This window comes from Pseudomonas sp. TNT2022 ID642, from assembly GCF_028656995.1.
Taxonomy (GTDB): Bacteria; Pseudomonadota; Gammaproteobacteria; order Pseudomonadales; family Pseudomonadaceae; genus Aquipseudomonas.
Window position 1 is genome coordinate 320,942 of the sequence record NZ_JAMDGW010000007.1, and the last position, 19,761, is coordinate 340,702.

The 19,761-nt window shown below is 58.1% G+C and carries 18 protein-coding genes and 3 tRNA genes; 12 read left to right on the forward strand and 9 right to left on the reverse strand.

Annotation, left to right across the window (positions count from 1 at the left end):
• The first annotated feature begins 39 nt into the window (after positions 1 to 39).
• From M5G26_RS07335 to M5G26_RS07350, 4 genes are all read left to right on the forward strand, one after another.
• On the forward strand, positions 40 to 1,677 hold the full coding sequence (locus M5G26_RS07335; protein ID WP_273914868.1) for an ATP-binding cassette domain-containing protein: 1,638 nt from the start codon (positions 40 to 42) through the stop codon (positions 1,675 to 1,677).
• A 71-nt stretch (positions 1,678 to 1,748) separates the two neighbouring features.
• Positions 1,749 to 1,979: a hypothetical protein gene (locus M5G26_RS07340; protein WP_150692314.1), complete on the forward strand. Its 231-nt coding sequence runs from the start codon at positions 1,749 to 1,751 to the stop codon at positions 1,977 to 1,979.
• A gap of 118 nt (positions 1,980 to 2,097) precedes the next feature.
• Positions 2,098 to 2,328, forward strand: a complete 231-nt coding sequence (locus M5G26_RS07345) for a hypothetical protein (RefSeq protein WP_008082703.1) — start codon at positions 2,098 to 2,100, stop codon at positions 2,326 to 2,328.
• Between the two features lie 266 nt (positions 2,329 to 2,594).
• On the forward strand, positions 2,595 to 2,879 hold the full coding sequence (locus M5G26_RS07350; protein ID WP_122844804.1) for a hypothetical protein: 285 nt from the start codon (positions 2,595 to 2,597) through the stop codon (positions 2,877 to 2,879).
• Positions 2,880 to 2,944: 65 nt separating this feature from the next.
• On the opposite strand, the gene M5G26_RS07355 is transcribed toward M5G26_RS07350, so the two are convergent.
• From M5G26_RS07355 to M5G26_RS07390, 8 genes are all read right to left on the reverse strand, one after another.
• Positions 2,945 to 3,031, reverse strand: a tRNA-Leu gene (locus tag M5G26_RS07355).
• Positions 3,032 to 3,227: 196 nt separating this feature from the next.
• A tRNA-Cys gene (locus M5G26_RS07360) sits at positions 3,228 to 3,301 on the reverse strand.
• A 47-nt stretch (positions 3,302 to 3,348) separates the two neighbouring features.
• Positions 3,349 to 3,424: transfer RNA gene (locus M5G26_RS07365), tRNA-Gly, on the reverse strand.
• Between the two features lie 60 nt (positions 3,425 to 3,484).
• Positions 3,485 to 4,045 carry a CDP-diacylglycerol--glycerol-3-phosphate 3-phosphatidyltransferase gene (gene pgsA, locus M5G26_RS07370; RefSeq protein ID WP_007950102.1) on the reverse strand — a complete coding sequence of 187 codons (561 nt, stop codon included), beginning with the start codon at positions 4,043 to 4,045 and terminating at the stop codon, positions 3,485 to 3,487.
• A gap of 32 nt (positions 4,046 to 4,077) precedes the next feature.
• A complete protein-coding gene (gene uvrC / locus M5G26_RS07375; protein ID WP_038368253.1) occupies positions 4,078 to 5,901 on the reverse strand; it encodes an excinuclease ABC subunit UvrC in 1,824 nt (607 codons plus the stop codon).
• A gap of 2 nt (positions 5,902 to 5,903) precedes the next feature.
• Positions 5,904 to 6,545 (reverse strand): response regulator transcription factor GacA, encoded by a 642-nt coding sequence (gene gacA, locus M5G26_RS07380; RefSeq protein WP_016984198.1) that lies wholly within the window; start codon positions 6,543 to 6,545, stop codon positions 5,904 to 5,906.
• A gap of 127 nt (positions 6,546 to 6,672) precedes the next feature.
• Positions 6,673 to 7,116 (reverse strand): GNAT family N-acetyltransferase, encoded by a 444-nt coding sequence (locus tag M5G26_RS07385; RefSeq protein WP_150692293.1) that lies wholly within the window; start codon positions 7,114 to 7,116, stop codon positions 6,673 to 6,675.
• Positions 7,113 to 7,874 carry a carbon-nitrogen hydrolase family protein gene (locus M5G26_RS07390; protein ID WP_273914870.1) on the reverse strand — a complete coding sequence of 254 codons (762 nt, stop codon included), beginning with the start codon at positions 7,872 to 7,874 and terminating at the stop codon, positions 7,113 to 7,115. The genes M5G26_RS07385 and M5G26_RS07390 overlap by 4 nt, the downstream gene beginning before the upstream one ends.
• A gap of 614 nt (positions 7,875 to 8,488) precedes the next feature.
• Between M5G26_RS07390 and M5G26_RS07395 the strand changes: the two genes are divergently transcribed.
• Entirely contained in the window at positions 8,489 to 9,565 is a 1,077-nt protein-coding gene (locus M5G26_RS07395; protein WP_273914871.1) for a 3-deoxy-7-phosphoheptulonate synthase, read from the forward strand.
• A gap of 52 nt (positions 9,566 to 9,617) precedes the next feature.
• Here M5G26_RS07395 and M5G26_RS07400 read toward each other — a convergent pair whose 3' ends face one another.
• Positions 9,618 to 10,697 carry a hypothetical protein gene (locus tag M5G26_RS07400; RefSeq protein WP_273914872.1) on the reverse strand — a complete coding sequence of 360 codons (1,080 nt, stop codon included), beginning with the start codon at positions 10,695 to 10,697 and terminating at the stop codon, positions 9,618 to 9,620.
• A gap of 334 nt (positions 10,698 to 11,031) precedes the next feature.
• Here M5G26_RS07400 and M5G26_RS07405 point away from each other — a divergent pair, with 334 nt between their 5' ends.
• From M5G26_RS07405 to M5G26_RS07435, 7 genes are all read left to right on the forward strand, one after another.
• Entirely contained in the window at positions 11,032 to 11,901 is an 870-nt protein-coding gene (locus M5G26_RS07405; protein ID WP_273915164.1) for a lipase family alpha/beta hydrolase, read from the forward strand.
• A gap of 97 nt (positions 11,902 to 11,998) precedes the next feature.
• Complete coding sequence (locus M5G26_RS07410; protein ID WP_007912303.1) at positions 11,999 to 12,280, forward strand: peptidylprolyl isomerase; 282 nt, start codon at positions 11,999 to 12,001, stop codon at positions 12,278 to 12,280.
• Between the two features lie 132 nt (positions 12,281 to 12,412).
• Complete coding sequence (locus M5G26_RS07415; protein WP_273914873.1) at positions 12,413 to 14,281, forward strand: extracellular solute-binding protein; 1,869 nt, start codon at positions 12,413 to 12,415, stop codon at positions 14,279 to 14,281.
• Complete coding sequence (locus tag M5G26_RS07420) at positions 14,281 to 15,342, forward strand: microcin C ABC transporter permease YejB (RefSeq protein WP_134177499.1); 1,062 nt, start codon at positions 14,281 to 14,283, stop codon at positions 15,340 to 15,342. The genes M5G26_RS07415 and M5G26_RS07420 overlap by 1 nt, the downstream gene beginning before the upstream one ends.
• On the forward strand, positions 15,342 to 16,364 hold the full coding sequence (locus M5G26_RS07425; RefSeq protein WP_095047801.1) for an ABC transporter permease: 1,023 nt from the start codon (positions 15,342 to 15,344) through the stop codon (positions 16,362 to 16,364). Before M5G26_RS07420 ends, M5G26_RS07425 begins: the two co-directional genes overlap by 1 nt.
• 9 nt (positions 16,365 to 16,373) lie before the next feature.
• Positions 16,374 to 17,948, forward strand: a complete 1,575-nt coding sequence (locus tag M5G26_RS07430; RefSeq protein ID WP_134177501.1) for an ABC transporter ATP-binding protein — start codon at positions 16,374 to 16,376, stop codon at positions 17,946 to 17,948.
• 169 nt (positions 17,949 to 18,117) lie between these two features.
• On the forward strand, positions 18,118 to 19,524 hold the full coding sequence (locus M5G26_RS07435) for a sigma-54 interaction domain-containing protein (RefSeq protein WP_273914874.1): 1,407 nt from the start codon (positions 18,118 to 18,120) through the stop codon (positions 19,522 to 19,524).
• The last annotated feature ends 237 nt before the right edge of the window (positions 19,525 to 19,761 follow it).

Sequence of the window (19,761 nt, forward strand, 5' to 3'; positions counted from 1 at the left end):
GGCGCTTGTCAGTTTTCACGACATTTTTTGGAGGTGCCGATGACTCACGTCTCGCGTACGCCCGCACTCGTTACCCTGAATCAACTGGGTTTTCAGTTCGCCAATGGCGCAACACTGTTTGAAGACCTGAATCTGAATTTCGATCATCAACCGACCGCTATCGTCGGGCGCAACGGTGTCGGCAAAAGCGTCCTTGCACGCTTGATTGCCGGGCATTTGCTGCCCACCACCGGCAGCGTCGCACGCTCGATCTGCGTACATTACGTCGCACAAACGTTCATCACCACACCCGGACAAACCGTCGCCGACGCAACCGGGACGGCCTCGGTGCTCAGCGCACTGGAACGGCTTGAGCTGGGTTGTGCCACTGCCGACGACTTCGACTTCATCGACGAACGCTGGGATCTCGCGGATCGTTTGCGCCAGATGCTCGATGAGGCTGGGCTGGCCGACATCACTGCGTCGGATCTGACGGAGCACCTCAGCGGTGGCCAGCAGGCAAGAATTGCCCTGATCGGTGCGCTGTTGAGTCAGGCGCCATTGCTGGTACTCGACGAACCCACCAATCACCTCGACAGCGTCGGTCGACAATGGCTGATGTGTTTGCTTGAGCGCTGGCGTGGCGGATTGATCGTCGTCAGTCACGACCGGCAGCTGTTGGAGCAGATGCAGCGAATTGTCGAACTAACGTCGTTGGGGGCAACGGTTTTCAGTGGCAGGTTTGCGGATTTCATCGGGCAACGCCGAATAAAACAGCAGGCAGCGCAGACACAACTCGCTCAGGCTCGAACCGAGCGTCAGCGCGAACGTACGCGACTGCAACGCGAGCACGACACAATCCAGCGCCATGCGGCCGGGAGCCGTCGCCACGCACAAAGTGCCAACGTTTCGGGCTTCGAGCGGGCAGCTTTGAAAGCGGCTGCGCGGGAAATCATGGGGCAGGTCAAAATCGGCCACCAGACACGTAAGTCGCAGCTGGATGAGCGCGTCCGCGAGGCGTACGAAAATGTCCTGCCGGACGATGGCGTACTGATCAATTTGCCGGGCAGCGTGGTTCCTGACCATCGTCGGGTGTGCACGCTGAGAAACGCTTGTTTGCCCTGGTTGTCCGCAGATACGCCCAGCTCTCGGATTGACCTCGCCATTCAAGGACCGATGCGCATCGCTGTCAGCGGTCCTAACGGTTGTGGTAAATCGACGCTGTTGAAAATGCTGGCTGGCGAGTTAGCGCCGGTGACTGGCGAGTGCATCACGCATGTGCCTTTTGCCTTTCTCGACCAACAGCTCGAATTACTGGATGAGCATTCATCCATTGTCGAACAGTTGCAGGCACAGCAAACGCCTTTGAGCGAAGCTGAGTTGCGTAATGTCCTCGCTCATCTGCAACTGGACGCGCAACGCGTTACCCGGCCCTGCGCCTCACTGAGTGGCGGTGAACGCCTGAAAGCCGCCCTCGCGTTGGCATTGTGGCGCCACACGCCCGCACAATTACTGCTGCTGGATGAGCCAACCAATCACCTGGACCTGACATCGGTGCAAGCTTTCGAACAAGCCTTGCAGACCTTTCCCGGAGCCATTGTCGTGGTTTCCCACGATCAGGCATTTCTACGGGCGTTGAATCCAAGCCATCACTTGATCTGGTACCCGGAAGGCTGGCGCTGGCAACCGACGAGCTGAGGTGCCTATTTTTTGCACGATTGCCGGAGGCTTCTATAGTTGATCTGACACGAATCAGCTGCGGTGACGCCATGGAAGACATTTTCGTCGTGAAGCGTTGCAACAAGATCATTATTCACGGTCGACGCGCCGGAGACAGTCAGCATGATCCAGCCGAAGCGCATAGCTGGTTTCGCATCTGCGATACGCGTACTGGCGGCTTCATCGGTGATGGCTACGACGCGCAAGAGGACGCAGGACGTGAATGCAGGCGCCTCAACGCAGCCAGTTCCCTATCACCGGCCCGCCAGTCTTCAGTCTGATGCCGATCATAAGCGGGTCTATACTGAAACCAGCTGAAGGAGCAGCGCCCCACGGCAGAAGGCTCGCAACACGCGGGCTTTTTGCTGCAGCTCAGGTTTCATTTAACGGAGGTGTTTCATGTCCGAAAAAGAGTCCATCACCACCCTCCTCACCTTGCTCGACGCTCGACAAGCGCGCCTCGCGGCCGCCTGCAAAGAGATCGCCGACTGGGTCGACCACCAAGGCGGACACCCGACCGCCCTGCGCATCCGTGACCGGCTGAACGATATAGAAAAGGATGCTCCGCTGATTCGCAATACGCTGTCGGCGCTCAAGCCTGTCGATCGGCCACTACCTCGGTTCAGATGACAGCGACCTCGCCAAGGTCCCAGGAATTTACCTCACAAGCGGTGACACCCCGGTCACCGCGCATTTGCCCGTCCGAAATGTTTATTCTCCCCCGCGATTGCGTTTTCACATAACGATCACATCTGCGCGTCTACAGTGAAATCACTCCTTTGCAAAACACCCCTCTCACCCGCCCGCATGCGGGTGTTTTTTTGCCTGCGCCCCATTGCCGAACGGCACAGAAGGCAAGTTGTCAAATGCAATACACGTCGCAAAGGAGACAGTTCATGGTTATCCATTTCAACGTTGACGGGCATCTGGCCTGTGGCCATAAAGGCAAACAACTGTCGGCAAGCAGAGAGCTCAATCGAGTGAAATGCCGCAGTTGCCGCAATACCGATGCCTTCAAACAGGCACGAAAAGACCAGCGCAACGCAGCCCGCAGAATGGCCCGCCAGGCCAAAACCACGCATGGCGAAGCAAACTGGCGCACAGAATGGGTCGAGCGGCTGACAGCAATGGCCGGACTTCAGCGCTTGCCTCGGGGTTTTAGCGGGCAGACTTTCGTGTAGCCCTGCATAAAAAAGGCAAAAAAAAAGGCCTGCATGAGAAAACTCATGCAGGCCTTTGGTATTCATGGTGCCCGAAGCCGGAATCGAACCGGCACGCCCTTACGAGCGGGGGATTTTAAGTCCCATGCGTCTACCAGTTTCGCCATTCGGGCGGTAGCGCGGTGTTGCTGCTTTCTGCTGCGCAGTCGCGATCCTGACAGGATCCAACCTTGAACAGCAGAGCGGGAAATATATACATCACTTCCCGGCGAAGCAAGTTTGCAATGACCGTATTTCAAGACTAAATCTTGCAGCGCAGTGCAAATAAAAAAGCTCCGTAAATCATGGATCTACGGAGCTTGTTTATAGTGGAGGCCGAGGTCGGAATCGAACCGGCGTAGGTGGATTTGCAATCCACTGCATAACCATTTTGCTACTCGGCCTCAGAACATTTGTTATCAGTAGCACAACAACAAATGTGTTTTAAACTTGGAGCGGGAAACGAGACTCGAACTCGCGACCCCGACCTTGGCAAGGTCGTGCTCTACCAACTGAGCTATTCCCGCTTGGTGATGCGCATTCTATAGAATTAAGAAGCTCCGTCAACCCCTTGATTCAAAAAAGTTTTATTTCTTTTCGACATCGGTCTTCAGGTGCGGCCAGGCAGCGCGAAGGTATTGAACCATCGACCACAACGTCAGGCCGGCAGAGACCATCAGCAAGGCGTAACCCAGGATAACCCAGAAACTGAAGTCCTTTGGATTGGCCAGCAGGATCACCAGTGCGAGCATCTGCGCGGCGGTTTTCCATTTACCGAGATTCGAAACGGCTACATGGGCACGGGCACCGAGTTCGGCCATCCACTCACGCAAGGCCGACACCACAATCTCGCGACCGATGATGACAGCAGCCGGCAGAGTGAGCCAGAGATTGCCGTGTTCTTGCACCAGCAGCACCAGTGCCACTGCAACCATGAGTTTGTCGGCTACCGGATCGAGAAATGCCCCGAACGGAGTGCTTTGCTCCAGACGACGGGCCAGATAACCATCCAGCCAGTCCGTTGCTGCCGCAAAGGCAAACACCGAAGCGGAGGCCATGTAACTCCACTGATAAGGCAGATAGAACAGCAAAATGAAGATCGGAATGAGCAGGACGCGTAGAACGGTAATCAGATTAGGGATATTCATCGGCACAACTGGCTACGAGGTGAAGGGGCATTCTACTCGCTATGCAGGTTCGCATAAATCGACTCTGCGAGCTTTTTACTGATCCCCGGGGCTTTGGCGATCTCTTCGATGCTTGCACGAGACAGCTCCTGCAATCCACCAAAATGTTTCAACAAATCGCGACGCCGGGTCGGCCCGACGCCCGCAACGCCTTCCAGCGTTGACGTACGGCGGGTTTTGCCACGGCGTGCGCGGTGTCCTGTAATCGCGAAGCGGTGGGCCTCATCGCGGATCTGTTGAATCAGGTGCAGCGCCGGCGAATCGCCACGCAAGGTGAACTCATGCGCTGCATCATTCAGATACAACGTTTCGAAGCCGGCCTTGCGCGTGGCGCCCTTGGCGACACCGAGCAGGATCAGATCCGGCACGGCCAACTCGTTGAGAACATCTCTGGCCATCGACAACTGGCCCTTGCCTCCGTCGACCAGCAAGATGTCCGGCAACTTGCCCTCGCCTTCCTTGAGTTTGCTGAAGCGTCGTGTAAGGGCCTGATGCATGGCGGCGTAGTCGTCACCCGCCGTGACCCCTTCGATGTTGTAGCGCCGGTAGTCGGACTTGATCGCGCCTTCCGGTCCAAACACCACGCAGGAAGCAACTGTTGCCTCACCACTGGAATGACTGATGTCATAGCATTCCAGACGCTGCGGCGGCTCATCCAGGTTCAACACTTCGGCCAGGGCTTCAAACCGCGCCGCCGTATGTTGACGGTTGGCCAGGCGTGCGCCCAATGCCTGCTCTGCGTTGGTCACGGCCAGTTGCTGCCAGCGTGCACGCGTACCACGCACCCGATGACTGATGGCCAGCTCTCGGCCACGCAACTCATGGATCGCCTCGATCAACGTCGGAAAATCTTCGTGAACCACATTGACGATCAGTTCGCTCGGCAAATCCCGCTCGGGGCTGCTGATGAAGTACTGGCCGAGAAACGCGGCCATGACCTCCGACACGTCCTCTTCGATACCGACTTGCGGAAAGAAATTCTTGCTGCCCAACACGCGTCCGCCACGGACGCTGATCAAATGCACGCAGGCACCACCCGGGTTGACGAAAGCCGCAATGACATCGATATCCCCCGTGCCGCCTTCCATGCTTTGTTGATCCTGGACCCTGCGCAACAGCGCGATCTGATCGCGCAGTTCGGCAGCTCGCTCGAACTCCAGGTTGATCGCCGCCTCTTCCATCGCCGTCGACAGTTCGTTGGTCAGCGCGTGACTACGCCCCTCAAGAAACATGACCGAGTGACGCACGTCTTCGGCATAAACCTCAGGCTCGACCAGCCCGACGCAAGGTGCTTTGCAGCGTTTGATCTGATATTGCAGACATGGCCGGGTACGGTTCTTGTAGTAGCTGTCTTCACACTGGCGAACGAAGAAGGTCTTTTGCAGCAGACTCAGGCTTTCGCGTATGGCGCCGGCGCTCGGATAAGGACCGAAATACTTGCCCTTGGCTTTTTTGGCCCCGCGATGAATGCTCAGGCGCGGAAACTGCCCGTCGGACAGAAACACGTAGGGATAGGACTTGTCGTCGCGCAACAGGATGTTGTACGGCGGCCGCCACTCTTTGATCAGCGTTTGTTCAAGTAGCAGCGCTTCGGTTTCGTTGGCGGTGATGGTCGTTTCGACCTGCGCAATGCGCCCCACCAACGCTGCGGTTTTAGGCGCCAGACCGGTTTTGCGAAAGTAGCTGGCCAGGCGTTTTTTCAGATTTTTGGCCTTGCCCACGTACAAAAGGCGTGCATCGCTGTCGAACATGCGATAGACGCCCGGGCGGCCGCTGACTGTCGACAGAAACGCGCCGGAATCGAATGTGTCAGTCATGGTCAGAGGCTGGCATCAACCATGCCGTGACGAACCGCCAACAGTGTCAACTCGACGTCGCTGCTGATCGAAAGCTTCTCGAAAATACGGTAGCGATAGGTGTTCACGGTTTTCGGCGACAGGCACAACTTGTCGGAAATGATCTGTACTTTCTGACAGCCGACAATCATCAACGCGATTTGAATTTCGCGTTCGGACAAGGCATCGAAAGGAGAATCGTTGGACGGCTGAAAGGATTTGATCGCCAATTGCTGGGCAATCTGCGGACTGATATAGCGTTGGCCGGCAAACACCAGGCGAATGGCCTGGACCATTTCCGGCAAACCCGCGCCCTTGGTCAGATAACCCGCTGCACCCGCCTGCAGCAAGCGTGTCGGGAAAGGATCCTCTTCACACACGGTAACCGCGACCACTTTGATATCCGGATGACTGCGCAACAGTTTGCGCGTGGCTTCGAGGCCGCCGATGCCAGGCATCTTGACGTCCATCAACACCACATCGGGCTTCAACTCTCGGGCCTTGATCAGGGACTCTTCCCCGGATTCGGCCTGGCCAACCACTTGCAAGCCATCGATATCGGCCAGCATACGTGTAATGCCTGTACGAACGAGATCATGGTCATCGACCACTAGCACCCTAATCAAGCAGACACCTCGCGATATGGTCATATTGGGATGCCGGACACCTTAGCAAAAAGTGCCACACAGACCTAGCGGAAAGCGTCATTTAAAAAGTTTCAATTCATCATTGAAGGCTTGCCGGCTGCGGGTTTCAGAGCACAGGTGTACTGATATCAAGCTGCATTCGCAGAAAACACTCGTCCGCGCCCTGAACCTGTAGGCCTTTTCTTTCATACAAGTTTCTCGCCGGATTATTCTCGAATACGGTCAGTCGCACAGCCGGGCGTCTTTCTTTGCGGGCCATGTCGATAACCTGATCAATCGCCCAAGAACCAGCGCCCTGCCCCTGAAAAGCTTCAGCAATCTGCAATTCACGGATATAGAGCGCACGCAGATCCCGGCTGAGGCTGAGAAAACCCACCGCCAGATCACCTCGCACTATCAGCCAGCTCTGTCGCCCCGACCACCCTACGTCAAATGCTTCGTCCTGCCATAACAGGTCATGGTCAATGTAATAGCGCAGCATGTTCTGACAGGTGAGATCGCGGGCAAATGCCAGGTCTTCTGGAGTCGCAAGACGTAAGTGGAATGTCATCGGGCTTGCGTAACAGGAACAACCCGTCCCTGCCACGCACCGTCATTACGCTGGGCGACGACCAGCAGGTCGCCCGTCCCGGGAGCTGCAACGATCAGCGAACCGTCTTCGGACCAGATGCTACTGCGCCCCGCGGATTGCCAACCGCCGGTCAGCCCGCCGTGATTGGCCATCAGCACAGCCATCGAGTGTTGCCGGGCATAGCCCTGCAGTATTGCCGTATCGACTGCGTAACCTTTGTCGCTGATCAATACACCGGCTGCGTACAGGTTGGCGCCCTGATCTGCGGCCGCTGCGGCATGGCTGGCATGCGTGAAATCCGCGCACACCGCCAACGCGACCACTTCCCCGCCGATCCTCAGGGTCGGCCCGCCGAAACCAGGAGCAAAAAAACGCTCCTCGCCCGTGTGCAAATGCTGCTTGCTGTAAACGCCGAGAGAGCCGTCAGCGCCCAGAACCAGAGCGCCGATCAACGCCGAAACGCTGCCCTCCAACCGAATGGGCATACCGACAACGGCAGTCACCCCAAGCTCTCGGGCCAAATCTCTCAGGGGTTGCAGCACTGCGTCTTGCGGGTCAATCGCCAATGCCGCCGCGTCCGGTCCTTCATAGCCAGTCAGCGACAACTCGGGAAAAACCAGCAACTCAACGCCCTGCTCCGCTGCTGCCTCAATGAAACGGCCATGTCGGACAATGTTTCCGAGAATGTCCCCGGCAAGGGAGAAGCTTTGGGCAGCGGCAATGGTCAATGTCGACACGGTTCATCCTTGGCAATCAAGTGAAACGCCGAGTTTCACTACTCTTGCCCAAATCAGGCAATAGGCATTTTGTTGATAACGCGATAGCAATTTCTGATTGCTGAGGCATATCGGCCTCTAGTAAGCTCGGCCCATTCATCGGAGACAGAACATGTTCAGCACCCTTTCACAGCTTCGTACCGCCAGCGCCCTGCGCTCGGTTGCGGCTGCCCGGGTGAATGACGTTTGCGCTCCGGTCAGCTTTTATTTTGGGTATTGGTTTAGCCACTGGCGCGCCTGATACCCAAACGGCGCCCATAACAACGGGTCGCCTACCAGAGATTTCTCAACCCCCGGTCGGCCTCCCGACCGGGGGTTTTGTTTTTCAGCCCTGAATTTTTCAGCAACACACCAGACACTTTGAGGATTCACGAAATGAACTACGCCACTTATTACCGTTACGACAGCTTTAGCGCCTGGCGATTTACCAGCTTCCGCTCGGGACAGCCTGCCGCCTCCGATCGGTCACCTACAGGTGGCAAACACACACATATAGCCAATACGGCCAACTGTCGAACACCCCAATAGGGCCGAGCGCGCGGGACGAACCCGCCGCCAGCCCAGGAAGACCGAATATGAACTCGTCCGTTTCTGCTCTGCCACTGTCCACGCTGAACTCTGCCAACGAAGCATTGACCCTGCGTCTGCCCAGCTCGTTGCAACTCAAACAGCAATTGCCTCTGAGCAATGCCTTAAGCCTGCAAGTCACCAACCACCGCCAGGCAGTTCGTGCCATTCTCAATGGCCAGGATCCGCGACTGCTGGTTATCGTTGGCCCCTGCTCCATCCACGACCCACAATCGGCACTCGAATACGCCAGCAAACTCGTTCGACTGGCTGAAGAAGTCAGCGGCGAAATGCTCTTGGTGATGCGCGCCTACGTCGAAAAACCGCGCACCACGGTTGGCTGGAAAGGTCTGGCCTACGACCCACACCTGGATGGCAGTGATGACATGGCTGGCGGCCTGACCCTGTCACGCGAGCTGATGCTGGAAATGATCCGCCTCGGTTTACCGGTGGCCACTGAGCTGCTGCAACCCATGGCTGCCGGCTACTTCGATGACCTGCTGAGCTGGGTGGCCATTGGCGCCCGTACCACTGAATCGCAGATTCACCGGGAAATGGCCAGTGGTTTGAGCATGCCGGTAGGCTTCAAGAACGGCACCGACGGCGGCGCCGCCATTGCCGTTGACGCGATGCGTTCGGCAGCCCATCCGCACCGACATTTCGGCGTCGATAGCCAAGGTCATCCGGCCGTCATTCAAACGCCAGGCAACCCCGACACCCACCTGGTACTGCGCGGGGGCCATAAAGGGCCAAACCATGATCGCGAGAGCGTGGCCAAAATCCACGCCGACCTGGCTCGCCTGAAGATTCCGAGCCGGATCATGGTCGATTGCAGCCACGCCAACAGCGGCAAGGATCCCTTGCGCCAGCCCGGCGTATTCAACGAAGTGCTTGAGCAACGCTTGCAAGGTGACCGTTCTCTGATCGGCATGATGATTGAGTCTCACCTGTTCGAAGGCTGCCAGCCGCTGAGCGAATCCTTGCGCTACGGGGTGTCGATTACCGACGGCTGCCTCGGTTTCAGCGCAACCGAACGCTTGCTGCTCGAAGCCTCGCAGCGCCTCGCCGCACACGCCAAAGGCTGATTGCCAGACGTGCCCTCCGGTTTTATCGCGAACCGGAGGGACCACATAGCTGTTACGCCTCCACTCGCACTTGCGTCACTGCCGACTCCTGACTGACATCGTCCAGACGCTCAACCGTGTAGGCAACGCGCACGGTCGTGCCATGGTGCTCACGCCAGAATCGGTGCGGCACAATGAAGATCAGCGGCTTCCCCGCCGTCTCCCGAGTGATTTCGCGGTCATCCCGGTGATTGAAAAGATCCCCGTCGCACTTGAGATACACCAGCTCGCCTTCCTGCGTCTGGGCATTCCCGATCACGATGGTGACGCCATCGATCGAATCATCGTTCAACAGCACGCCATCTTCAGCTTCAAGCACATCGGGAGCGTCCAACTCACCCCGCTGGAACGGGGCGATAACAAGTCTTGCAGGCTCGGATTCGCGAACCGCGCCTCCGGACTGCTCGACTCGGTAGCACACCTTAACCTCGCCACCGAGATGCGCCGCAATGTGCGCTGCGTCAACCCAGAATGACAGGACGTCGGCGACGGCAAAGTGCTCGACTTTCAGGGTATCGCAGAACGTTGTAGGCAATTTGCCTGTACCCCATATCAACGTAACCAGGTCGCCAGCTGCCATTCGGGCGTAAGGCTGGAGCACGACAAGCGTGCCTTCCTGTACTCGCGCCGGATCCAGCGTCCCGCCGATCGCTCCCTCGACAATCGGCGCAAGCAACTGCGGTCGGGTATCCCCCACAGACAACTGCACACGCGCAGATAGCACGGGGCCGGACGAGCCCGCACTGAGCAGCTTCCAGTAGACCTCAAGCGAACCGCCATCCAGGGCCGCGACATGCATGCCTTTAACAACGAAAACGACATCCTTGCCGACCTGTGCCTCGCTGACATAGCGAACCATTTCATGCTGGTATGCAAAGCCCTCTATATCCAGACCGTCCCAACTCAACAGCAACTGGTCGCCGCAGGCCATGTTTGCATAAGGGGCGATACGGACAACGACCTTGCCCAGCGAAGGATCAAGCGCGCTCCCCTCCAGGGAATCGAGGATCGCCGCTGGCAGCAATTCGTTCGACACACAGGGACTGACGGGGTGGCGCATACGGTAGCAAAACTCGACTTCGTGCGTGTGCATTAGTGGCTCCATTCCTTGGAAAAAACGCCGCTTCATGGACGGCGTCGACAGCCAACATTGAACGTGATCCTGCACATTTTCGATGTCAGCCCGATCCGCTGCAGACACACAGCAAACGCCTCGGTGTAGGTAGGCAAAGTGCACAAAATCGGCACCAGCCAAGCGAAAGATGGCGGCAACTTCCGATTCGGATCTCACAAGTATCTGAAAATTCGTACAGACCCTAGTCCAGATTCAACGGTCAAGAGAAGCCTCTTCTTACTTCTTCAACGAGATGAGTGTTTTAGAGTGGCCACCGGATTCCCCGATGAACTTCTGTGAAAAAGGTAAGAACATGCAACGGAATGCTTCAACTCGCTATCCCGTCCTGTTGGTACACGGCCTGTTCGGATTCGAGCGCATCGGTCATTTCGAGCTGTTCCATGATGTAAAGGACGCGCTGAAAACGGCCGGCAGCCGAGTGTTTGTTCCACACCTTTCTGCCACTCATAAAAACGAAACAAGGGGTGAACAACTGCTTGCACAGATTGATCGTGTTCTGCGAGGCACAGGTGCCGACAAAGTCAACCTCATCGGACACAGCCAGGGGGCATTGGCTGCCCGATACGCTGCGGCGCTTGCGCCACACGCCGTAGCTTCGGTGACTTCCGTCAGTGGTCCGAACCACGGTTCGGAGCTGGCCGATTTTCTGCGCAAGGCACTGGTGCCTGGGCGACTGCCGGAGGCGGTCGCCCAGAATGTGGCGACACTGTTTGGCAATTTTCTTTCGTTGCTCAGTGGCAGTGCGACGTTGCCACAGAACGCGCTGGCTGCACTCAATGCTCTGACGACTGAAGGTGTGGGCGATTTCAACGACAAGTTTCCGCAAGGATTACCCGATACCTGGGGCGGCCAGGGCGCGGAACGGGTCAATGGTGTGCACTATTACTCCTGGAGCGGCGTCCTGTCCGCCGACAATCCACCGACACTCGATCCGACACGAAGCGTTTGCCATGCGCTATCGCAATACTTCATGACCGAGACCGAACAGAATGATGGTTTCGTCGGCCGGTTCAGCTCTCACCTGGGGCAAGTAATCCGCTCCGACTATCCGCTGGATCATCTGAACAGCCTGCGCCGCTCGCCCGGCTCAGCCACTACCCTGCCCGATCCGATTGAACTGTACGTTGAACATGCCGCACGTCTGCGGGCCGCGAATCTCTGAGCAAGGTCGCGGACAACCGAACGGAACTTTGCCGAGAATTCGCCCACTGAATCCGGTAGGCTCCACACTTTACTGAAATAGATTGGAGAGTTTCCCCATGGCTAAAGCCACTGCCCGCCACATCCTGGTTTCCAGCGAAGACAAGTGCAACGAACTCAAGGCTCAGATCGAAGGCGGCGCCGATTTCGCCGAAGTCGCCAAGGCCAACTCCACCTGCCCGTCCAGCCGTCAGGGCGGTGATCTGGGTTCGTTCGGTCCTGGCCAGATGGTCAAGGAATTCGACACCGTGGTCTTCAGCGCGCCAATCAATGTCGTGCAAGGTCCGGTGAAGACTCAGTTTGGTTATCACCTGCTGGAAGTCACCAGCCGTCAGGACTGATCCGTCGCCTGATTGCTCGCAACGGCCCGCCTTCTGGTGGGCCGTTGTGTTTCAGTTACATATACGGCTGGCGACTGGCGCGCCTCTCGCGTACAACTTGCGCATATCGATTTCCCGGTTCCAAGGCTGACAATGCGACTGGTTTTCCCCACATTGATGCTCACCGCCCTCGCCCTGTTGACGAGCGCCACCGGCGCAAACGCTGCACCGCAACACGCGTTGACCGTTTATGGCGAGCCTGCCAAGTATCCTGCCGGCTTCAGTCATTTCGACTACACCAACCTGCAAGCACCCAAGGGCGGGACCATGCGCCGTTCGGCCATCGAGATCGGCCATTTCGACCATGTCCTTCCCTATATAGACAAAGGCATCGGCGTCACACAGATCGATGGCTTGCTCTATTCGCCGCTGGCCCAACGCTCGCTGGACGAGCCTTACACGGTCTACGGCCTGGTCGCGCAAAAGATGGAGCGCTCGGACGATGGTCTGTCGCTGCGGTTCTTCATCAATCCCAAGGCACGTTTCGCCGACGGCAAAGCGATCACCGCTGAAGACGTGCGCTACACCTACGATTTATTGATGACCCAGGGCAGCCTGCGTTATCGCACCCAGTTTGCCGATGTCAAAGGCGTCGAAGTCGAAGCACCGCTGATCGTGCGTTTCGACTTCAAGAGCAATGAAAACCGCACCCTGCCCCTGGACGTCGCGACCCTGCCGGTATTCCCCGAACATTGGTGGAAGAGCCGCGACTTCGCCGGTGGTGGGGGTTACGAAGCACCACTGGGCAGCGGCCCCTATCGAGTCGGCAAAGTCGATTCTGGACGCAGCATCACCTTTGAACGCAACGCCGACTGGTGGGGCAAAGACCTGCCAGTCAGTCGCGGCCTGTACAATTTCGATCACTTCAGCATCGAGTACTTCGGTGATACCGACGTCGCCCGCCAAGTGCTGCGCGGTGGCGCTTATGACTACAACCGCGAGTTCTCGGCCACCGGCTATTCAATCGGCTACGACAGCCCGGCGCTGAGCGATGGGCGTTTGCAAAAGGCGCATCTGGCCATCGAGGCGCCCCAGTCGGCCCAAGGCTTTGTGTTCAATCTGCAGAAACCGATGTTCGCCGATCGCCGCGTACGCCAGGCACTGGCCATGCTGTGGGACTTCGAGTGGAGCAACCGGCAGATGATGCGCGGTATGTATATCCGCCAGCAGAGCTACTTTTCCAACACGCAACTGGCGGCAAGCGAACTGCCCGATGCCCAAGAGTTGAAAATCCTCGAACCGCTACGCGGCCAGGTTCCCGACGAGGTTTTCACCCAGGTGTTCGAAGCGCCGAAAACCGACGGCAGCGGCGTTATCCGTGACAAACAGTTACAAGCACTCGAACTGCTCGAACAGGCCGGCTGGAAACCCGATGGCGATCAACTTGTGAATGCGCAAGGCGAGCCGCTGAGCTTCACCTTCCTGGTCAGCCAGAACGGCATGGATCGCTTGTTGCTGCCGTACAAGCGCACGCTGAAACAGATCGGCATCGACCTGAATATTCGCCGTATCGACTCCTCGCAATACGTCAATCGCCTGATGAGCCGCGACTACGACATGATCGTCACCGGTTATCCGGTCAGCACTTCGCCGGGGGGCGAGTTGCTCAATTACTTCGCCTCCGCGTCGGCCAACGACCCGGGCGCGAACAACTACATGGTGTTGAAAAACCCGGCGGTGGATACGTTGATCAATGGGCTGATCCGCGCATCCACGCAGTCCGACATGCTGCATTACGCCCATGCCCTGGACCGGGTGCTGCAATGGAATTACTACTGGATTCCCAACTACTATCCGCCGGGCACCTCGACCGTGTGGTGGAACCGTTTCGGCATACCGTCGGTGCAAGCCAGCAATGACGAAGCCATCGAGAGCTGGTGGGAAATCAGCAGCACACCGCTGACCAATCAGCAGATGACCGCGGAAAAAATTGCCCGTGGCAGACCCGGAGGGCCGCACTGATGTGGGGTTACATACTGCGGCGTCTGCTGCTGATCATTCCGACACTGGTGATCATTCTGCTGGTCAATTTCGTGATCATTCAAGCCGCACCCGGCGGTCCGGTAGAACAGGCCATCGCCCACCTGCAAGGGATCGGTGGCGCGAGTGTCGGTGGCGGCGCCAGCGAAACCACGAGCGGCACCTCACGCGCCAGTCGCGGCCTCGATCCGCAATTGATCAAGGACATCGAAAAACAGTACGGCTTCGACAAACCGGCCCACGAACGCCTGTGGTTGATGCTGAAGAACTACGCGCAACTGGATTTCGGCAAAAGCTTCTTCCGTGGCGCGACAGTCACCGACCTGATCCTGGAAAAAATGCCGGTAACCATTTCCCTCGGGCTGTGGGCGACGCTGATCACCTATCTGGTGTCGATCCCGCTGGGGATCCGCAAGGCCGTGCACCATGGCAGTCATTTCGATATCTGGAGCAGCACAGCGATCATCATCGGCTACGCGATGCCGGCGTTTCTGTTTGCGATGTTCCTGATCGTGGTGTTTGCCGGCGGTACGTCGCTGAACTGGTTTCCGGTGCGCGGGCTGGTGTCGGACAACTTCGATTCACTGTCGACCCTCGGCAAGATTGCCGACTACTTCTGGCACCTGGTGCTGCCGGTGACGGCACTGGTGATCGGTGGTTTCGCCACGCTGACGATCCTGACCAAAAACTCGTTCCTCAATGAAATCACTCGCCAGTACGTGGTAACCGCCCGCGCCAAAGGCCTGAGCGAACGCCGTGTGCTGTACGGCCATGTGTTCCGCAATGCGATGCTGCTGGTGGTTTCCGGTATCCCGCAGGCGTTCATCAGTGTGTTCTTCGCCGGTTCGTTGCTGATCGAAGTCATCTTCTCCCTCGACGGCCTCGGGCGCATGAGCTACGAAGCCGCGGTTTCGCGGGATTACCCGGTGGTGTTCGGTTCGCTGTTCATCTTTACCCTCTTCGGCCTGCTGATAAAACTGGTGGGTGACCTGTGCTACACGCTGGTCGACCCGCGCATCGACTTCGCCGCGAGGAACGCCTGATGTTCAAGCTCTCCCCTCTAGGGCGTCGGCGCTTCGAGCGTTTCAAGAAAAACCGCCGTGGCTGGTGGTCGTTATGGCTGTTTATCGGCCTGTTTGTGCTGACACTGGGCGGTGAGTTGATCGCCAACGACAAGCCTCTGGTCGTCAGCTATCAGGACCAATGGTACTTCCCGGTATTCAAGCGCCACACCGAGCAGGAGTTCGGCGGGCAACTGCCGTTTCAGGCCGACTATCGCAGCGACTATGTGCAAAACCTGATTCGCAAGGACGGCGGCTGGCTGCTGTTCCCGCCGATTCCGTTCAGTGACGACACACCGAACTACGACCTCACCAAACCGGCGCCGAGCCCGCCGACGTCGGTCAACTGGTTAGGCACGGACGATCAATCGCGGGATGTGCTCGCACGGGTGATTTTCGGCGCACGGGTATCGATTCTGTTTGCCTTGATGCTGACCTTTGTCAGCGCGCTGATCGGCATCGCCGCCGGTGCATTGCAGGGCTACTACGGTGGCTGGGTCGATCTGCTCGGGCAACGTGTGCTGGAAGTCTGGTCGGGGCTGCCGGTGTTGTACCTGCTGATCATCCTCTCTGGTTTCGTCGAGCCGAATTTCTGGTGGCTGCTGGGGATCATGGCGCTGTTTTCATGGCTGGCGCTGGTGGATGTGGTGCGCGCCGAGTTTCTGCGCGGACGTAATCTGGAGTACGTCAAAGCCGCCCGCGCGCTGGGCCTGAGCGATCGCAAAGTGATCTTCCGGCACATTCTGCCCAACGCCATGAACGCAACATTGAGCTACTTGCCGTTCATTCTGACCGGGGCGATTTCCACCCTCACCGCACTGGATTTCCTCGGTTTCGGCATGCCCGCCGGCAGCGCCTCGCTGGGTGAGTTGATCGGTCAGGGCAAACAGAATCTGCAAGCACCGTGGCTTGGGTTGACGGCATTTTTCACCCTGGCGCTGATCCTTTCTTTATTGGTGTTCATCGGCGAAGCGTTACGTGACGCCTTCGACCCTCGATCCTGAAGCGTGGCCATGACTGACAACCTGATTGAAATCCGTAACCTCAACGTTGCCTTCCATGGCCAGAGCGTGGTCCGCGACCTGTGCCTGGACATCCGCCCCGGCGAGTGCCTGGCCCTGGTTGGCGAGTCGGGCTCGGGCAAATCGGTGACCGCCCATTCGATTCTGCAATTGCTGCCGGAAAGCGAAGCGCAAACCACTGGCAGCATTCGCTATCGCGGACAGGAATTGATCGGTGCCGATCCCAAGGTATTGCGCGAACTGCGTGGCAACCGCATCGCGATGATTTTTCAGGAGCCGATGACCTCGCTGAATCCGCTGCACACCATTGAAAAACAGATTGGCGAAACCCTGCTGCTGCACCGTGGTCTCGGCGGCAAAGCGGCGCAGGCGCGGATCCTCGAGCTGCTCGGACTGGTGGGTATCCAGAAGCCCAAGGAACGCCTTAAGGCTTACCCGCATCAACTCTCCGGCGGGCAACGGCAACGGGTGATGATCGCCATGGCCCTGGCCTGCGAACCGGAGCTGTTGATCGCCGACGAACCGACCACCGCGCTCGATGTGACCGTGCAGCGCAAGATCCTGCTGCTGCTCAAATCCCTGCAACAACGCCTGGGCATGTCGCTGCTGCTGATCAGCCACGACCTCAATCTGGTGCGCAGCATTGCCCAGCGCGTGTGCGTGATGAAGGCCGGGGAAATCGTCGAGCAGGCACCCTGCGAAACCCTGTTTACCGAGCCGAAACATCCTTACAGCTGCGTGCTGCTCAACGCCGAACCCGAAGGCGAAGCCCTGCCCCGGGATGAACGCGAAAACGTGCTGGAGGTCGATGATCTGAAGGTTGAGTTTGTCGTCGGCGGCGGCCTGTTCCAGCGCAAGCAATACCTGCGGGCGGTGGATGGCATCAGCCTGAGCATCCAGCGTGGCAAGACGTTGGGCATCGTCGGCGAGTCCGGTTCCGGCAAGTCGACGCTGGGTCAGGCGATCCTGCGCCTGCTCGACTCCGAAGGCAGTATCCGCTTTCAGGGCGAGGCGCTCGACGGTCTCAATCAGAAACAGATGCGTCCGTGGCGCCGACAGATGCAGGTGGTGTTTCAGGATCCGTTCGGCAGCCTCAGCCCACGCATGTCGGTCGCGCAGATCATCAGCGAAGGTCTGGAAGTGCACTGCGAGTCGAGCGCTGACGAGTGCGATGAGCAAGTGATCCGCGTGCTTAAAGAGGTCGGCCTCGACCCGCAAAGTCGCCATCGATATCCCCACGAATTCTCCGGTGGCCAGCGACAGCGCATCGCCATCGCGCGGGCACTGGTACTGAAACCGGCGCTGATTCTGCTCGACGAACCGACTTCGGCACTTGACCGTACGGTGCAAAAACAAGTGGTCGCCCTGCTCCGCCAGCTTCAGGAAAAACACGGTCTGACCTATCTGTTCATCAGCCATGACCTGGCGGTGGTGCGCGCGCTGGCCCACGATATGATCGTGATCAAGGACGGCAAAGTGGTCGAGCGTGGCGCCAGTCATGAGGTGTTTGACGCGCCGCAGCATCCGTATACCAAAGAGCTGTTGGCGGCGGCGCATTCGGGGTAGGCATAATTTCCGATCGACTTGAAATCGAGTTGCGGCCATCGCTGGCAAGCCAGCTCCCACAGGGGGCTGCGGTGTACACAACAAGTGTGAACGACCCAGAACCCTGTGGGAGCTGGCTTGCCAGCGAAGAGGCCCGCATCAACAACCCAAATTCCGGATCAGCCGTCAGATGAACACCACCGAAAGCCTCAAGGACTACCAACGGGTTCGCACCCTGGCGATCCGCTCGCTGTTCGAGATCATCGAGCAATCCAGCGAGGGCACGGTGATTGTCGATCGTGATGCGAACATCGTCTGGATGAACGAACGCTACGCCCGGCGTTTCGGTCTCGAATCGGCTGCGGGCGCGATCGGCAAACCCTGTGAAAGCGTGATCCCCGGCAGCTTGTTGCGGGAAGTCGTGCGCACCGGTCGCCCTATTCTTCTGGATATGCAGGACACGCCGAAAGAGCCTTTGGTGGTGATGCGTCTGCCGATTCACGATGACGCCGGCACGGTAATCGGCGCGATCGGTTTTGCCCTGTTCGACGAATTGCGCACCCTGTCGCCGATGCTCAAACGCTACTTGAGCATGCAGGAAGAATTGGCCTCGACCCGTTCTCTGCTGCGCGCCCGACAGACCAAATACAACTTCGCCCATTTCATTGGCACCAGCGCCGCCAGCCTCGAAGTCAAACGGCGGGCGCGGCGCAGTGCCAGCGCCGAGTCGCCGGTATTGTTGCTCGGTGAGACCGGCACCGGCAAAGAGCTGCTCGCCCAAGCGATTCACAGTGCTTCGCCACGGGCACACAAAGCATTCGTCAGCATCAACAGCGCGGCGATTCCCGAAGCACTGCTGGAGGCAGAATTTTTCGGCACGGCACCGGGCGCGTTCACCGGCGCCGACCGTAAGGGCCGCACCGGCAAGTTGCAGATCGCCCAAGGCGGCACGCTGTTTCTCGACGAGATCGGCGACATGCCGTTGCCGCTGCAAAGCAAACTGCTGCGCGTGTTGCAGGAAAAGGAGTTCGAACCGGTCGGCTCCAACGAGGTGATCCAAAGTGACGTGCGCGTGATTGCCGCGACTTCGACCGATCTGCAAGCAGCGATCAAACGCGGGGAGTTCCGCGCCGATTTGTACTACCGACTCAATGTGTTGCCGATTCAGGTGCCGCCATTGCGTGAACGTCTTGATGATCTGCCGGCGCTCAGCGAAGCGATCCTTGAAGAACTGCGCAGTCAACACGAGCTTCACCGGGATGCTCTCGAACTGCTCGGGCAACACGCTTGGCCGGGGAACATTCGCGAACTGCGCAATGTGCTCGAACGGGCGGCGTTGCTCAGTGATGACTTGATGCTGACCGAGCAGGATATTCGTGCGGCGATTGGCACACTGGCGCCGGTTGAGCGTGCGTCGACGGGTACCGTGGAAACGCTGGCTGGCGAGACATTTGCTCAGGCGCGGGAGCGATTTGATCGGCAATTGATTGAGGTAGCCCTTGCGCAATGTGCGGGTAACGTACCGGAGGCAGCGGCTCGACTGGGGCTGGGGCGGTCGACGCTGTACAAGAAGATGGTGGCGTTGGGGATTGCCTGAGTCTCTAAATAGAGACAATAATCTCTTTCTGTAGATGGATTGTTTGAAGATCCAAAGATCGCCGTCTTCGGCAGCTCCTACAGGGGAAATTCGCGCTCGCACTGTAGGAGCTGCCGAAGGCTGCGATCTTTTCGGTTTAACTCAGTCTCTAAAACGAGACAAGTCCGTTGAAAACCTTTAACCGAAACCAATAATATCCATATATTTCAATAACTTAAATATCTGGCACAGTTCTCG

Bases quoted from the DNA above. Each gene is read 5' to 3' on its own strand.
- M5G26_RS07400 (WP_273914872.1), bottom strand. From the start codon at position 10,697: ATGCACACGCACGAAGTCGAGTTTTGCTACCGTATGCGCCACCCCGTC.
- M5G26_RS07415 (WP_273914873.1), top strand. From the start codon at position 12,413: ATGCGACTGGTTTTCCCCACATTGATGCTCACCGCCCTCGCCCTGTTG.
- M5G26_RS07385 (WP_150692293.1), bottom strand. From the start codon at position 7,116: ATGACATTCCACTTACGTCTTGCGACTCCAGAAGACCTGGCATTTGCC.
- M5G26_RS07345 (WP_008082703.1), top strand. From the start codon at position 2,098: ATGTCCGAAAAAGAGTCCATCACCACCCTCCTCACCTTGCTCGACGCT.
- M5G26_RS07435 (WP_273914874.1), top strand. From the start codon at position 18,118: ATGAACACCACCGAAAGCCTCAAGGACTACCAACGGGTTCGCACCCTG.
- M5G26_RS07335 (WP_273914868.1), top strand. From the start codon at position 40: ATGACTCACGTCTCGCGTACGCCCGCACTCGTTACCCTGAATCAACTG.
- uvrC (WP_038368253.1), bottom strand. From the start codon at position 5,901: ATGACTGACACATTCGATTCCGGCGCGTTTCTGTCGACAGTCAGCGGC.
- M5G26_RS07405 (WP_273915164.1), top strand. From the start codon at position 11,032: ATGCAACGGAATGCTTCAACTCGCTATCCCGTCCTGTTGGTACACGGC.
- M5G26_RS07340 (WP_150692314.1), top strand. From the start codon at position 1,749: ATGGAAGACATTTTCGTCGTGAAGCGTTGCAACAAGATCATTATTCAC.
- M5G26_RS07425 (WP_095047801.1), top strand. From the start codon at position 15,342: ATGTTCAAGCTCTCCCCTCTAGGGCGTCGGCGCTTCGAGCGTTTCAAG.
- M5G26_RS07410 (WP_007912303.1), top strand. From the start codon at position 11,999: ATGGCTAAAGCCACTGCCCGCCACATCCTGGTTTCCAGCGAAGACAAG.
- M5G26_RS07420 (WP_134177499.1), top strand. From the start codon at position 14,281: ATGTGGGGTTACATACTGCGGCGTCTGCTGCTGATCATTCCGACACTG.
- M5G26_RS07430 (WP_134177501.1), top strand. From the start codon at position 16,374: ATGACTGACAACCTGATTGAAATCCGTAACCTCAACGTTGCCTTCCAT.
- M5G26_RS07395 (WP_273914871.1), top strand. From the start codon at position 8,489: ATGAACTCGTCCGTTTCTGCTCTGCCACTGTCCACGCTGAACTCTGCC.
- pgsA (WP_007950102.1), bottom strand. From the start codon at position 4,045: ATGAATATCCCTAATCTGATTACCGTTCTACGCGTCCTGCTCATTCCG.
- M5G26_RS07350 (WP_122844804.1), top strand. From the start codon at position 2,595: ATGGTTATCCATTTCAACGTTGACGGGCATCTGGCCTGTGGCCATAAA.